Raw genomic sequence first — 15,697 nt, forward strand, 5'->3', positions numbered from 1 at the left:
ACCACCCGGCACCACATCACCCGGACCCGGCAGCGACTGACCCGGAACACCCGGACCAGGAGCAGGAGCAGGAGCAGATTGAGGCTGACCAGCAACCGGAGGAGCCACACCAGCCTGAACCGGAACCGACTGAGAAGGACCTGGCGATCCGGATTGGCCCGGCTGCCCGGCGCCATTGGAGGAACCGGGCGCCGGAGCACCCGATTGGCCCGGCACAGGCGGACCGCCTGGTTGTCCCGGTATGGCGGTAGCCGGCTGTGGCCGTCGCTGATCCGGTCGGCTCGACCACGGCGTCACCGGCGCGGGCCGCTGAGCTTCAGCCGTGCCCGGCTCTTTCGCTTCTACCTCGACCTCGGGAGGCCAGATTTCAGCAGAGGTCATGACCTTCCCCCGGTCGTCGGTGCCATCGGCAGGTGGAACCACGCCCGAACCGGAGGTTCCACCCACAGGTGGCAGAGGTGCATCCGACCCATCCTCTTGGTTGCTGTCAACTGATAGGCAGCCTGGTCAATTCGCGCCTGTCAGTGTAAAGGGATTGGGACCAGCCTCCCCGGTTCTGCCAACGCCGTGCTTCCCGTAGTTGGGAAGCCTCGACAATGAAGACGTCGAAAGTAGGTCTCACTCATGGTCGGTCGTTGGCATGCGTCGCTCCCGTTCGGCGATGAGTTCGATCGAGAGGCGGACTCGGCCGTGGTGAGGCTCGAACCTTGCGCGCCTTCGGCCCACCGGTTGGTGCCGGCCGCAATGGGGGTAACCGACGACCAGGCGTCTGGCCGGCCGGTCGGCCGGGGACCAGCGCTCGCTCTAGCAACCAGGAGGTGATCTCATGAGCTTCTTCGGTATCTCATGGGGAGATGTCGGAAAGTTCGCGTTGACCACCGGCGCCACCTTTGTTGGTGGCGCGGTCGGGTCGGTGCTCCTTCCTGGCGTCGGGACTGCGGCGGGCGCTGCTCTGGCAGCAGGACTGACAGAAGCGGCCATAACCGGGGCCGAGGGCGGCAGCTTCGGTGAAGCGATGACCAATGGCGCTCAAACCGGCGCCTTTGCCTTGCTGGGAGGCGGTATCGGTGGCGCCATCCGAGGCGGATTCGCGACGATGGGTGGGCAGAATCTGGCGCGGCGGGCGCTTTCGGGAGCGGTGAATCCGAGTATTCGTAACCCGGCAAATCGCATGGCCTTTGGAGATGCATGGAATGCGAGAGGTGCGTCGCTGAATGCGGCCCGCGGTTGGTTGGGCGGGGCGAGCGTGGGCGCCGGCATTGCGGGCGGGCAGCATAAGGCTGCGCCTCCTGCGACGATGCCGGCAATCGGTGGGGCGGTGGGCACGCTTCCAACCAAGGTTTTGAATGAATTGACGCAGTTCACCCGCTGAGGAGCAGTTCTGTGGAGATGCACCCAATGCTGATGCCCGATCGGCAGGCGATCGCGAACGGCAACTATCCTCGTGAACTTGTCTATTCGAAATTCACCGAGTCCATCTTCAAAGATCTGTGGAACAACTTCGATGATATTTACAAGAGTTTCGGCAAGAATGCCACGGAAGATCCCCCTGCCGCACCGCAGGTGCCGCAGGTCGCCCCGAGTGGCGCAATCGGGAGTTTTCAGGACTATGCAATAGTCGCGGTGAAACTCCGGAATGCGTGGACCACGCTCCACACTTCCAGCAGTAATCTGGTGACCTCGGTGCGAGAGTCCAAGAAGTGGTCCAATCGCGGGCAGGTAGCAATCAATTCGGTGATCGATACAAAAATCGTTGCGTTGGCGCCGACCGTCCCACCTCAGGGAATACGTATCGATGACTACATCTGGAACTGGGTTGCCGACGCGGGCAGCAGCGCGGCTACCGAGGTAGACAAGGTAAGTGAAGGTCAGCGCGGGGTTGCGGGAACAATCGACGACCAGACCAAAATGATCGAAGACCTGAAGAAGCAGATCAAGGATCTGGAGGCAGCGCAGAAGAATCCGGCGTTGAATCCGCCGCCTATCGACACGTGGACGCCCGGCATACAGCAGCCTCCGAATCCCCCGAGCACGGACAGTCTCCTCCCGCCCGGCCTGGATGGCTTGGACGGTTTGGATAATCCGGACAACTCCGGTTTGACGCCACCCGACTTGGGTGACCCCGGTACGGACCTTCCCGGCGTGAACACGCCCGGTGGGGTCGACGGCATCGGTAACATCCCTGGCGCGACACCCACGACGCCTATCCCGCCGTCGACCCCGGCCACGTCGCCGATGGGCTCGGGCATGGACATGATGAGTTCGATGCTGCCGATGATGATGCAGCAGGCGATGATGCGGAACATGGCCGACCAGGACTTGAACAATCGGCGGGCCGAACTGGATCCGCACCGCTTCGACGACGAACTCGCTCCGGTGCCTCCGCCGCCGGTCACCGCGCCGGTTACGGCACAGCCCGCCAGCGTGCAGCCCGCCACAACGGCTCCGGCGACCCAGCACAGCGGAGCACCCGCCGGCACAGCGCCTTCCACACAACCCGCGGTGGCGCCCGGCCGGACACCGGAGGCGGACGGCAGCGTGATCTACACCTTCCCCGACGGTCGCACGCAAAAGGTGTCCGCTATGGTCGCGCAAGCGCTCGACGCGGCGTTCGGCAACGCCAGCGGCACCGACGCCCAGAAGGCCTACGAGAAGACACCGGCGAAGTGGTCGGACAAGAAGCAGATCGGCGATCGCGTCGATCCCTACCAGCTGATGACCGGCGACGTCGCCACGTGGGACAAGGGCACCGCGATCCTCGTGGTGTTCGGTTCCGAGGAGGGTGGCACGCTGGAGGCCGTCATCAACGGCGAGCTGAAACCGTTCACACCGGAAATGTCCGACAGTGGCGGGGAATTCGGTCAGTTCTCCGGGTTCGTACACCCGAAGGGCATCGAGCTGACCGCGCCGGCGGACAAGGGCGCGCCCCCCGCGACGCCGGGCGCGGCCGATCAGCCCGCGAACGCGGCAATGCCGGTTGTCGCGGCGGGCTGATCGCGCGAGAAGTGCGAGAGGCGGCAGATGAGGAGAGGAGGTCGCGATGGCGCTGAATGTGGATCCGCAGGAACTCGTCGCTGCGGCGTCGAAACTCGCCGCGGTGGCGCGCGATACCGGGATGGCGCTGCCCGGCGGATGGGTCGTGCCCGCGGGGGCTGATCCGATTTCGGCCGCCGCGGTGCCCCAGCTCAACGCGCAGGCCGCTTCGTTGCTCAACGGATTGGCCGGTGTGCTCACCGATGTCCAGCGCACCGCGTTCAATATCGGCGCGGCGGCCGCCGATTACACCGCCGCCGACGACCGTGGAGCCCGGGAGATCAACGGCAGCGGTGGCGAACTCGTCGCCAATCCGGTCGGCGAAGTACAGGAACTCGGGCAGCGGCGGCCGCCTGCGCTGCGGTTTCCCGTCGCGGGCGGCGCCGTCGACCCGTTGACCTTCGCCCAGCAGCTGCACTCGGGACCTGGGCCCGGTGCGGCGAAGGGTTTCGCGGATGCGCTGCGCAAGTTCGCCGTCGGCCCCCACCTCGCGGCCGTCGATGGCGTGGACTCCGCGGCCAAGACGATGCAGCACTGGGAACCGGTCGGCGCCGCGGCGGCGACCGAACTGGGCCAGCGCCGCGGGTGGCTGGACCAGCTCGGCACCGGTATCGGGCTGCTGGCCGACGGAATCGACACCTACAGCAACGCATTCCGGACGGCCAAGGCGAAACACCCGACACCGGAGGAGATCATCGCCGCGCGCAAGGAGCTCATCAAGGCGATGCGCTCCAAGAACGAACTCGGCATCCAGGCCGCTCTGGCGAAATTCAACGAACAGAACGCTCGCTCGGCGGAGACGATCACCGGCTATTCGACCGAGGTCGGCTCGAAGGTCGGCGCCGGCGAGGGCACCGGTGAAGCCGCTGGTACCGGCAAGGGCAACGGCAGCGGTGATAGCAGTGCGCTGACCCAGATGCTGCCGGCCCTGATGAGTGCGATGGCCTCGGCCGGAATGCCGTTGAGCCAGCTCGGACAGCAGGATGCGTCGGAAGCCTACGACGACTACGGCCTCGACGAATACGGCTACGACAACCTGGGCATCCCGAGCGGACTCGGCGCGGGCAGCCCGAGTGGGATGCCCGCAGGCAGCCCCGGCGCCGGCATCCCGGATGTCGAGGCCGCGACCATCCAGGCCAGCGCCTTGCCGGTGGCCGCGGCGGCCAGCCTGGGTTCGGGCATGCCGCGCACCTCGGTGATCGAACCCCTCGCCGCGTCGTCGGGCGCCAATGCCGCCGCCGCCCGCGGCGGTGCACCGATGATGCCGTACATGCCGATGGCGCCGGGCATGGGCAACGGAGCCGGTGGCAACAACGACCGCAATCGTGTCGTGGCGTGGCATCCCGACCGCTTGATGTACGTGGACGACACACCGCACACCGAAGCGGTGATCGGTGAACGGCCGACCATAGCCCCGACCGTGACTCCGCCGACGCCCGCGCCGAGCAACCAGACCCCTTCTCAACCCGGAGGTAACGCATGAGTGAGCGCAGCGAGGTGGAGTCGTGAGTTCCATCCACCCGGACGTGCAGGCGGCGTTGGACGCCGCCCGCGATCTGCGGCACCGGATCGCCGAGATGCGGGAGAAGATCGACAACATTCGCGCCCGCAGGCCCTCGCCGAGCGGCGCGGTCATCCCGGAGGTCGACGCCATGAGCAGGCTGACCGATCTCTACCTCGCGCCGGGCACCGCCGCGCGGCTCACCAGCCCGGAACTGGTCGCCGAGATCATGGCCGCCATCCGGGAGAGCACCGCCGATGCGGCGCGGCAGTACCAGAGCGTCATGGAAACTCCCGTCGATGAAATCGAGCCGGTCGCCACTGCTTCGGGGCAGGCCGGATGACCGAGCCGGCCCCGGAGGTCACGGTCGCGGACACGGTGCGGTGGCTGCACGACGAAGGACTGGTACGTCTGGCCGGGGTAACGGACGGCATCTCGGAGACCATCGTCGCCTACACCATCGACGTCGCCACCGGAACCGTCTCCGCCCACCCGGCGACCGGAGGCGGGGTCGGCGCGGACGTGGTATCGCTGGCCGCCGACGATCTGCCCTACCCGGTCGGCACCGCCAGGCGGCTGGTGGTCGTCGGTGTCACGTCCACGGATTCCGTGCTCGTGATCGATCTGGCGGCCGCCCTCACGATCGCGATCAATGCCGACCATCCCGCGCAGGTGGCCCGGTCCTGGGTGTTGCAACTGCTGTTGAATCCCGAGGTCACGATCACTACCAACAGCGCCGACGTCGCGATAGGAACCAGCGCCCGGCTGCGGCAGAGTTTCATTCCGGGCGGCGGTGCGACCCTGGTCAACGTAGACGACACGCGCCCGCCGGTCACGGCGGTGACCTTGAACGCGACCACAGACGGTCCCGATCATCTCGACGTCGCCGCGGACGGCACCGGCGAGATGTATCTCGGTGCCAGGTTCTGGCAGATGCGCCAGATCATGCGCATCGAGGACGCCGCATGGTCCGTGCTCGCAGCGCGCCTGGATGACGCGGCCGACGATGCCGACCACTCCCTCGATTCCCAGCCCGGCGAACGATTCTCGGAGAACAGCCGATGACCGACATGCACCCACTCCAGATGGACGACTTCGACATCGAGGATGACGATGAGCGGGAAGCCACCGCACCGGACTGGCGGAACCTGACCTACGAGGTGTTCAACCCCGACCACACCGTCGGCGTCGGATGCGACCGGGACGGGGAGATCATCGGCCTGTACATCACCGACGATGCTCGGGACAACGGCGACGACTGGTTGGCGTCCCAGATCGTCAAGCTCGCGCGCCTGGCGCATGCTAAGTCGCGCGTCGGTCTGCGGGCCGAGATGGAGTACAAGGGCACCCGTTCCTACACGATCGACTCGTTCGACCTTCCGACCGAGGCGTCGTACCGCGCCATGGAGGAGGCCGAGTTCCGGCGCGATACCTGAGCGCAGACCGCCGTAGCCGGCGAGATAGGACAGCGACATGACCGACAAATTCGATACCGACGACCCGGACGAGGTGGTCGCCGCCGCGCGCAAGTTCCGAACCGCGATCACCACGGTGGGCGGCCAAGTCGCGACGATCAGCGATGGCTTCGTCGCGCCCCGACGGCCCGAATCGGAGATCGATCGGCAACTCGTGGCGCTCACGCACCGGATGCGGGCCATGTTCAAGCGCGCGGAACGGGCAAACGGACGCCGCGTGGACGCGGCGACTCAGGTCACCGCCCAAGTGTCCTACACCCATGGCGACGCCGATCGCGCAGGTGCGGCCGAGGTGCGTCGTCGGACCCGATCCATCTGATTCGCTGATGGAACCGGAGCGCAGCAGTCCGTACTGGGACGCGATCGTCGGCGACAACTGGCCGGTGATCTCGCCGGGGGACTGGAATGCGCTGGAACGTCTCGCGCGGGACGGTGCGGGGGCGTTGGACTTGCTCGACGCCGACAGCAAACGCCGCGAGTTCGACGAGCGGGTCCGCTCCAGTGCCGGTCTGCAACCGGTCAAGGACGACATGCTGCGGCAGAGAATGAACCCGCAGTCGTTCGCGGACGCCTTGGAGGCCGCCGCGGACACCTTCCGGGATTTCTCGGACCTGGTGTACCGGACCCGCAACAAGATCCTGGACATCGTGGACGAAACCACGTCGAGGATCAACCAGACCAAACGCGCGGCCGCCGCGGAGGACGACGAATCCGACGCCCAGGCCATTCGCAGCCGAATTCCCGGCATGATCGCCGCCGCCAGGGACGACGTGGAGGACGTCGTCCGGGCAGCGCTCGACTCGATCAACCCGCAGGGCCTGCCCAGTCTCGGCTTGATCGCCGACGCGCTGGGACAGCCGGGACCTTGGGCGCCCGGCAACGAAGGAGACACCGACGACTATCCAGAGCACCGGCAGGCCGGAGACCACTCCGGTGCTCCGCGTGGTGACGGACCGCAAGGGACGAATCGACCGAAGGACGTTTCTCCGGTCCCGCTGTTGCCGAAGGTCGTCGCCGACGAGCCTGCCGCCGATCCGGTCGACCCGCTCCTGCCCGGTGACGAACTCAGGGAGCAGCCGAATTCCCTTCCTGCCGATGAACCTTCGGCCGGTCCGCCTTCACCGACAAGTTCCGAGCCCACGCAATACCCGCCTGGTGGGACAACGCCTGTCCCCGTGAGCCCCGTGCCCGGCGCGGTGTCCGACGACGGCACGGGCCTGCCGTCCGCGGCCGGAACGCCTCGTACGCAGGTCACGGACACCGAGCCCGTAGCCGCCGATCGGGATGTCCAGACCGACGGCGACCAGCAGGATGAGTCGGCTTCGGAGGGCAGCGACCCGGATCGAAGGGATCCGGATGCCTCGATCGATGGCTCGGAACCCGGCTCCGACGACCGATCCACGACCGCGTCGGCAACGGAAGCGCCCGAGGCAGCCGGGCCGGAGCGGTACGCCGCTTCCTCGGTGACCGTGTCCGACCAAAGTGCGTCACCGCCGATGCCATACGTCCTTCCGCCACCCGTCGTAGCGCCTCCGCACCTCGCGCCATCGGCACCGGCGGCATCGGTCAATCCGCCGGGGCCGGCGGTCTCCGCTCCGGCGGCACAGGCGGGTCCAGGTGCGCCGCAGGTGCAGGCCAAGCAGGCGACGCCCCCGAGCGAAGCACGCGGACCGGCCGTCGCGCCCAAGATCACGGTGGGCACCGCCGGTCCGCCCCCAGGTTCGGGCGGCGCTGTCAAGGCGCCTCCGCCGGAACGGACCGAGCAGCGCGCGAATGCCGACCGGGATGAGACCGACGGCAGCGACGATTCGATCCGCGCTGTGGTCGGCGCCGCCATGACGTCGGCAGCGGCCCCGGCATTCGTACTGGGTGAGCGGGTGGACGGCGACCTGGTGCTGGCACGCACGCTGCTGAGCGGCGTCCTGGCGGCAGGGGGCGACGCAGTGCTCGGCCTCGGCTGGGCGGTTTCGGTGATGCGCCATCAAAGCGGTATCAGCGCGTTCGTCACCTCGAACGAGGGCCGCGGCTGGCTGCCCGCCGGGCTGTACCTGCCGCGCGAGCTTTCGACTCCCTGGGTATGGGAGGTTTCCGAAGGACAGGCATGGGAGGGTGTGGCCGACCCCGCACGCGTGCTGGCGGAGTTCGCGATCGCGTGGGGACGTAAGTCCGGCGCTCGGTTGACCGCCGTCGTCGCGTCGGGAGAAATCGACGCCGAGTTGCGGCGGCAGTTGGGCGAAGTGCCGATCGAGGGTGAAGTGACCGCCTCGTCGGCGATGGACTTCAGCGCTCCGAGGCCGAGTCTGGTCGACCGTCTCGAACTGGTGGGGGCCCCGGCGCTGGTGCAGCGGGCCGTGACGACACCGGAAGCGGAAATCGCCGGGCGCCGCTGGGACTTGGCGTCGGATGCGCACGTTCGCGTGCACAAGGCCGGTCTCGGCTCTCCGGCCGCGCTGGGTGCGCCCGCTGTCCGCGAGCGGATCCTCACCGCGCTGCGGCAGCGACGCGAGGTGCCGCAGGAGTGGTGGGAAGAACTCCGGGACGCCGACGACCTGCTCACGGCGACGATGCTGTCGCGGCGCGCCGATGTGTCCAGAGTCGCGCTGGGGGAGTTGCGCGCCGAACAATCCGACGGACGCTTCGCATCGGAGATGAGCGCACTGCGCGCCATGGTGTTCGAGCGGCGGTGCGACGAACTGGTGTTGCTGCTGGAGGAGGCCGCGACACGCCAGAGTTTGCGCGACGCGATGTATGCGCACGCCCAGGTCGTGGGCCACCCGTCGTTCATCGCTCCGGCTCCCGCTCCCACCGGCGGTCCGGCTCGCCGCCCGACCATCACGGCGGGGCCGAGCCGCTGAGCAGGTCTGAGCCATCGCCTCGATACGTCGAAACCAATGAGGGGAAAGACGTGGTGCCCCTCGGCGCGTCGGTCACGACAATCGGCTCCCCATGTCTGGGAAGGATCGACAATAGGGGAACGTGTGGTGGGAAAGGATCTGATCGAGCATGCCGAACAGCATGGAAATCGACCCTGCGGTTTTGCGTCAGCTGGCCGACCAACACGACCGGGTCGCGCGTGACACGCGGGAATGGGCCAAACCGCCCGCGGACTGGCTCGCCAACTTCCTGCCCACCTACGGCAAGATCGCCTATCCGGTCTACGAAGCGCTGGAGCGGTACTACGACGCCCGGCAGCGTGCGGGCGAGGCGCTGGCCAGCGAGCACGAGCGCACTCGTGACTCGTTGCGTGCGTCCGCGGACGCTTATGAGCAGTCCGACGAGGATTTCGCCTCGCACATCCGACAGGTGGGCGGCGTCACCGATCAACCTTCCCTGACGGCGCCGGTCGGAAGCTCGACCGATCCGCTGGGTTCGAGCGGGCCGACGATGCCGTCGACTCCTGTGCCCGGTGGGCCATCCGATGTGCCCATCTCGGCCGGTCCCACCTCGGCCGGGCCCACTTCCGTCGGGCCCGATGGCACCCAGAACACCCCGGCCGGTACCTCGCCCGGCGGGCCGAATGGGGCGTCACCGTCGGGTACGGGTGTGCCCGGCGCGACTGCCATGCCGACGGAATCTGTCAGCACCAACGGCACACCGAACGCGACCGGGACGACACCGGGTGGACCGTCCAGCACCAGCGTGACGGCGCCGACGACAGGAGGCATGCCGCCCGCTGGGGTGGGGCCGCTCAATTCCGGCGCGGAGGACCGTGGTTCGACACAGCCGCCCAGCGGTGCCACGGGCCGGTCGGACCTGCCCCCCATGCCCGTACCGGTCTCGAGTCCCTTCGCCGCCGCTGTCGCCTCGGCGAAGGACAAGGAGGCCGAGCCGTCGTACATGGTGGGCAACCAGGTGAACGACGATCTGGTACTCGCCAGGACGCTGCTCGGCAGCGTGCTCGCCGCAGTGGATTCTCCGGTGGGCATGGCCTGGGCGGTATCGGTGATGCGTGGTCCGGGGGGCACTGGCATATTCATCACCTCGAACGAAGGCCGTGGCTGGCTGCCCGCCGGATTGTTCCTGCCTCGTGAGGTCTCTACCCCGTGGAACTGGGACGAATTGCTCACAGCCGACGACGGCAGCGGATCGCCGTGGGAGGGCGTCACGGACCCGGCTCGGGTATTGGCGGAATTCGGCTTGGCATGGGGTGCGAAGGCGAACGCGCAATTGTCGGCCCTCGTGTCGTCCGGACCGATCGATCCCGGCCTGCGTTCCCGCTTCGGTGAGGCGGCGATGGAAGGGCTCGTCGGCCCCTCCTACGACGTCGACCTGCGCGAGTTCACCCCGGACACCGCCGACCGCCTCGGTCTGACCGGTTCTATCGCGGGACTGGAACATGTCTCGTCGGTACCCGACGCGCAGGTGGTCTCCCGCTGTGTGGAACTCGCCGCGGATGCCCACGGGCAAGTCGGACGCTCCGGATCGGTACCCGCGGAAGCGGCCACGTCGCGCCGGGTTCGCGAACGGATTCTCGCCGAACTGCAATCCGGGAAGACAGTGCCACGCGAACTGTGGGACGAACTGCGCGACGCCGACGATCTGCTGGCGGCTTCGATGCTCGGGCAGCGGGTCGACGTGGGCCGGGTGGAGATCGGGCAGCTGCGGCTCGACGCCGGCGTTTCCCCGTTGCGCAGCATGGTCTTCGAGCGCCGTTGCAACGAGCTGTTGCTGCTGCTGGCGAACGAACCGAGCAGGCAGACGCTGCGTGACGCCGTCTACGCGCACGAACAGATCACGCAGCATCCGCAGTTCGTCTCGACACCGGCACCCGTGTCCACCGCCGTGCAGCCCGAGCGCGTCACGCGGCCGACGGTTCCCTCGGTCACCGCGCCCGACGTCGCAGGCGGGCCGCCGCCCGGTATCGTGGTCGCGCCGACGACATCACCTCCCTCGGTGGCGCCGCCGGAGCGGTCGTGAAGGTGACTCGAAGGTAAGAGATCCGGCGATCCGGGTCACGGCACGGTGGTTCCTTCGGTGCCGCGACCTGGATCGCACGCGATTCCGGTAGGACGGCCCTAGCGGCGCGATTCCGTGTGTTCGCAGCTTCAACCGGAATCGTGGCCGGTGTTCGCACGAGAGGCTTGGGGGAAGATAGCCGATCCGGTTACGGTAGCCGCCGCCGGATAGCGGAATCCGACGGTACGGCATGAGCTATGACAACTGGTCAACAGCATCGGCCAGGCACAGCGGACCGGAACGGTCTGCGCTGGTGATCGCTGCGAGGCCGACATCGAGTCGCCCGGGGCGACCCGCACGATCTGCCCGACCGTTCAGGTTCAGTCCATCTCGGGCTGCGCGCCCGAGGCAACGTCAGGAGTACACCTTCCGGAGCGCACTGACTCGGCGCAGACTTCGCGTAACGTGCTAACGCCCCTGCGGGCCGTCCGCTCAGCCGTTCGATACGGCTACGCCTCGATGACTTGACCTGCCTCTTGGTCCACTTCGTCATCGACGGCCGCATCCTGCGGGGCATCTCCTCGACCCGGCCGATCGGTCGGCGAGCCGTCTCTGGTCCGCCGAGCCGGGATCACACCGGGCACCGAGGCAACTGCGGGAGCCGCGTTTTGCTCGCCGGGCGGCGCGGTATTCGCAGCCGGAGCCGCATTGGGGTCGCCGGGCTGCGGGGCGGCCGGTTGAGCATTCGGATTCCCCGGGGGCGGCACGGTGGCTGCGTTCTGGTTGGCCGGCGGAGTCTGGCCAGGTTGTCCGGGAGCGCCGTTGTTCCGGTTCTCCTCGGCCTTCTTGGCCTTGTCCTCTTCGGCTTTCTGCATCATTTCCGGTATCTGCTGGACCAGCGGCATCGCCGCCATCGGCAGCATCGCGAGCATCGGAAGCAGGGAGGCCAAGCTACTCGCTATATCGCCGCCTCCACCGCCACCGCCGGTCGCGCCGCCACCCCCGCCGGCCTGGCCGCCACCGGAGTTGTTCTTTCCACCGCCGTTAGCCATGTCCTCGTTGAGGTCGGCGATCGCGGTGACCTTGTCGTAGACCGCTTCCACGGCGGCGGCGACCGCCTTGAGCAGGGGAAGCTCCTGCGCGGGCTTGAGTTTGGCGGTGCCCGCCGCCTTCAGCTTGGCGTTGAGTTCGGTCACGATGGTTTTGATGGAGCGCAGGGCCTGAACTTGTTCGGCGGCTACCGTGACGGAGGTCTTGACGACCTGATCGTCCATCTGCAACAGCTTCAGCTGCCTGGCCTCGACTTTGTCGATGGTCTTGCGGTATTCGTCGTCCGCCTCGCCTTTACCGAGAGTTTCGTAGATCGCGGGCTTGAGCAGGTCGTCGACTTTCGGCGGGGGAGTCGTCATGCCGCGGCCGAGCAGATCTACCGCGGTCTGAATGGCGGTGTCCGCCAATGCGATGAAGGCACGCAACCCTTCCGAGGCACCGGGTGGGCAATGCAAGTCGACCAACCAGAAATGCTTGGCTTCGGCAGCCGCACTGGCCAGGGGGGTGGACGCCAGCACCGACGCCTTCTTCGCTGTGGTATCCGCCGCAATTGGTGCCATACCGTCGCCACCGCCTCTCAGAAGTCACACCCATTGTCCCGGCTTCTCAAACTTGGGAAGTAGTCCATAGTTCGATTACCCACCCATGAATGGGAATACGACCGATCCGGTGGAGACGACACAATAGCTGAAAAGTGTGAGAGGCGGTCGGTGATGAGCGATGGCGAGTCGGTCGAATGGCACCTGCACTGACTGACGACCTGGACGGAGTACTTCGATCGCTGGTCGCCCTATATGGCGACGGTCAGCCCGCCGGCCAGGCGGCGAGCGTGACCCAGGCGATCGCCGCTGACATGCGTGCTCATTCCGGGGCGGTGGCGTTACGATACGGCGAGGCGCAGGGGATGCAGCTGTCGATCGCGGAATCGCATGCGGGCAAGGACAGCATTGTCAGCAAAGCCGTGGGCGAGTCCGGCGACGGAACGGTCAACGGCCGTGGCCGCCTGACCAACCACATCGCGGACTTCCAGGCCCGCATGCAGGCGATCGCCTCGGTGGGCGATACCCGATTCAGCGGTCCCGCACTGCTCGCTGCCGCGCAGACCACCATCTCCAATGCCACGAAGCAGGTCGATGCCGACGTCGCAGCCGCGCGGCAGCAAGCCTCGCAGATCATGCCGCCCGCGACGCCGCCGACCCGGCAGGCCAGGCACGGCGGCGTGCCGCGCAGGCGGCGGCGTACCAGGTCCAGGGCTAGGTCCAGGTCCGCTTCTCGGCTGCGCCGCGACGGCATGGTGCGCTCGGACGGGACGAAGGGCGGGAACGCGGTGCTGGCCGCCAGCAAATGGCTAGGCACGGACTATGTCTGGGGCGGCGGCGGCGCTGGTGGCCCGAGTGGCGGCGGCTTCGACTGCTCGGGCCTGACACAGTACGCGATCGCCCAGGCCAGTAACGGTGAAGTGGTGCTGCCCCGCACTACATACGAGCAGATCTACAGCGGGGTTCGGGTGCACCCGGACGACGTACGTGCTGGAGACCTGGTGTTTCCTGGCTCATCCTTCAGCACCAGAGGACCGGAGCACGTGCAGCTCGCCGCAGGCAACGGCATGGTCATAGAGGCGCCGTACACCGGCTCGGTGGTGAAGTGGTCACGCATGGACAGCAACTCCGTCGTCGTGCGAGTGCTGTGACAGGGTGACCATGGGGAGGAACACGGCGTGGCCATAGACCTTCCCAGCGAGGTCGCGTTCTTCCTGAACCTATGCGGCGTCCCCTACCCGGACATCAACGAAGACGATGTGCGCGCCCTTGCCGAGTACGTCCGATCCTTCGCCGAACAGGTGCAGGAAACACACGCCTCGGCTACCGGCGTGATCAATCAGATGGGCGACTTCTATTCGGGCGAGTCGTATCAGCAGCTGCTCGCTACCTGGGCGGGCATGAGCGCCACCCACATGCGGCAACTCGACAGCGCGTGCGAGATCGTCGGGCAGGCACTCGACGCGGCGGCGACGGTCATCACCGTGGTGAAGGTCGTCGTGCTGGCCGAACTCGCCGCGCTGGCCGCGGCCTATACCTCGATCCTGTTGACGCCACCGCTCGCGCCTTCCGCGCCCTTGGTGGCCGCCGCGGCGCGCAGGCTGTGCGAGGAGATGTCGCAGTACCTGATCGGCTACATCATCGCCGAGGTCATCGGCAAGGCGATCGAACCGCTCGAGCAGGCCATCGAAGACATGGTCAAAGGCGTCGTCTACGACGCCACTCGCGATGCGCTCGATGTCCCGTCCTCGGGCCGGACCCCGCCGTTGCACATGGAGCCCGACGCGGTGCAGCACTTCGCCAAGGTGCTCGACGACCACGCCGACGACATCTTGCAGCACGCGGCGACGTTCGCCGAAAACGTGTCGACACTCGACTTCACCACGCGATCGCGAATCGACCCTACCGAGTACTCGGCTGTGCCGGACGCGAAGCCGCCTGTCGGTCCCACCGCACCCGTCGGCGAAGCCGCGTTGCGCCCGCGTGATCACTCCGAGTCACGGGTCGATCCGGACCCTCCGGTCCGGCCGAGCGACTCCGCCGACAACCCCCACGACGCGCGCGTCCCGGTTGCCGCGAACGCGGTCGGCGCGGGGGAGAAGGCTGCTGGCGTCGCGGGCGATCCGGGTGCACGGAACAGCGCCATGGACTCGTCGGCTCCGCAGGCGGCGGCGGAGCACCGCAACTCGATCACGGACGCCGCGCGAAACTCGCCGGTGTCGGGTGGGATTCCGAACAGCCCGGCTGCGGATGCGGCGGGACGACCGCCGGGAACCGGGACTCCGCATTCGGTGTCCGCGGTCGCCGCTTCCGACAATGGAACAGTGGCGGCCCCTCGTGCGGGAGTCGACGATTCGGTGAGGTCGGCGCATGAGACGGGGATCCACCGGCCCGGCTCGGCAGCCGAATCCGCCTCGCTCGCGGGGTACCCGGCGGTCGAGGGCTCGATTCAGGGCGGACCACTGGGCGCCGCGCCCATCCCGCAGCAGAGCACAGGGGCTGCGACCACCCCTTGGAGGCGCACCGGGGAGCAGTCGGCTACCTCGAATGCCCTGCCGCTCAGAGCCGAACGTCCGGGGAAGGTCGCTAGGAAAGGGCGTCGGCCCGCGGTCACGCCATGGGCCGCAGCGCGCCGCGCCCGCGAGGTTCTCGCCGTGGTGCACGCTCCCGCCGTCGATCGGCCCCCGCTGCCCGCGATACGGGAGAAGGACACCGAAACGGGCAGCGCAGAGAACACCGGTCCGAGTCACGCGAAGCCTGCGCTTTCGACGGTCACGGCCCCGCCTTCCGATCGCATGAACTCACTCGATGCCCAGGCTGGCGAGGCGCGATCCACCGCCCGGTAGGGCACGCGAAAAAACCCGTTCCCAGCGGCGGGAACGGGTCTCGAAGTCGAAGTCCGTGAGAGTGGTAAACGTAGTCGACAACCCGGAGGTTTCTGTACACCTCGGGTCTCCTACCCCCACAACGGCCGGTGACCTGCCGGTGCCACCGGCCGTTGCTTTGGGTTCAGATCGTCGGGATGAGGGACCGGCGATCTGTGTTCAGACAGTACCCTCTTCTGTCGGAACGTTCAATAGTGTGCACCTAAATAGCGGCAAGAAATTTTCGGAAGGTTCGGTGACCTGCTTGTGCGGCGGCTGGAGGAACCGGATCGCGGCTGGCCAGCCGCCGCCGAAGGGTCGTCTGCAGGGGGATGATCG

General features: G+C 67.5%; 12 protein-coding genes. 11 read left to right on the forward strand and 1 reads right to left on the reverse strand.

The features are described from left to right. Positions 1 to 826 precede the first annotated feature (826 nt). The 9 genes from M8859_RS14165 (at position 827) to M8859_RS14205 (ending at position 10,926) form a co-directional block, all read left to right on the forward strand. On the forward strand, positions 827 to 1,372 hold the full coding sequence (locus M8859_RS14165) for a hypothetical protein (protein ID WP_195069982.1): 546 nt from the start codon (positions 827 to 829) through the stop codon (positions 1,370 to 1,372). Positions 1,373 to 1,383: 11 nt separating this feature from the next. Then, positions 1,384 to 2,994 carry a hypothetical protein gene (locus M8859_RS14170; protein ID WP_195069983.1) on the forward strand — a complete coding sequence of 537 codons (1,611 nt, stop codon included), beginning with the start codon at positions 1,384 to 1,386 and terminating at the stop codon, positions 2,992 to 2,994. 46 nt (positions 2,995 to 3,040) lie between these two features. Beyond that, the gene (locus M8859_RS14175; RefSeq protein WP_249644331.1) at positions 3,041 to 4,516 is read left to right on the forward strand and encodes a PPE domain-containing protein; all 1,476 of its coding nucleotides are present in this window, start codon (positions 3,041 to 3,043) and stop codon (positions 4,514 to 4,516) included. Between the two features lie 22 nt (positions 4,517 to 4,538). After that, on the forward strand, positions 4,539 to 4,877 hold the full coding sequence (locus M8859_RS14180) for a YbaB/EbfC family nucleoid-associated protein (RefSeq protein WP_195069985.1): 339 nt from the start codon (positions 4,539 to 4,541) through the stop codon (positions 4,875 to 4,877). Then, a complete protein-coding gene (locus tag M8859_RS14185) occupies positions 4,874 to 5,599 on the forward strand; it encodes a hypothetical protein (RefSeq protein WP_195141265.1) in 726 nt (241 codons plus the stop codon). Before M8859_RS14180 ends, M8859_RS14185 begins: the two co-directional genes overlap by 4 nt. Next, positions 5,596 to 5,970 carry a hypothetical protein gene (locus M8859_RS14190; protein WP_249644332.1) on the forward strand — a complete coding sequence of 125 codons (375 nt, stop codon included), beginning with the start codon at positions 5,596 to 5,598 and terminating at the stop codon, positions 5,968 to 5,970. The genes M8859_RS14185 and M8859_RS14190 overlap by 4 nt, the downstream gene beginning before the upstream one ends. Positions 5,971 to 6,007: 37 nt before the next feature. Next, positions 6,008 to 6,328 carry a hypothetical protein gene (locus M8859_RS14195; RefSeq protein ID WP_195069987.1) on the forward strand — a complete coding sequence of 107 codons (321 nt, stop codon included), beginning with the start codon at positions 6,008 to 6,010 and terminating at the stop codon, positions 6,326 to 6,328. Between the two features lie 7 nt (positions 6,329 to 6,335). Further along, entirely contained in the window at positions 6,336 to 8,864 is a 2,529-nt protein-coding gene (locus M8859_RS14200) for a hypothetical protein (protein WP_249644333.1), read from the forward strand. Between the two features lie 148 nt (positions 8,865 to 9,012). Continuing rightward, positions 9,013 to 10,926, forward strand: a complete 1,914-nt coding sequence (locus M8859_RS14205; protein ID WP_195069989.1) for a type VII secretion target — start codon at positions 9,013 to 9,015, stop codon at positions 10,924 to 10,926. 488 nt (positions 10,927 to 11,414) lie between these two features. Here M8859_RS14205 and M8859_RS14210 read toward each other — a convergent pair whose 3' ends face one another. Beyond that, complete coding sequence (locus M8859_RS14210) at positions 11,415 to 12,515, reverse strand: hypothetical protein (protein ID WP_195069990.1); 1,101 nt, start codon at positions 12,513 to 12,515, stop codon at positions 11,415 to 11,417. Between the two features lie 176 nt (positions 12,516 to 12,691). Here M8859_RS14210 and M8859_RS14215 point away from each other — a divergent pair, with 176 nt between their 5' ends. Together M8859_RS14215 and M8859_RS14220 are read left to right on the forward strand one after the other, a co-directional pair. After that, positions 12,692 to 13,645, forward strand: coding sequence for a C40 family peptidase (locus M8859_RS14215; RefSeq protein WP_195069991.1), 954 nt, complete (start codon positions 12,692 to 12,694; stop codon positions 13,643 to 13,645). 27 nt (positions 13,646 to 13,672) lie between these two features. Beyond that, entirely contained in the window at positions 13,673 to 15,340 is a 1,668-nt protein-coding gene (locus tag M8859_RS14220) for a WXG100-like domain-containing protein (protein WP_249644334.1), read from the forward strand. Positions 15,341 to 15,697 lie beyond the last annotated feature (357 nt).

It is taken from the genome of Nocardia sputi, assembly GCF_023501985.1.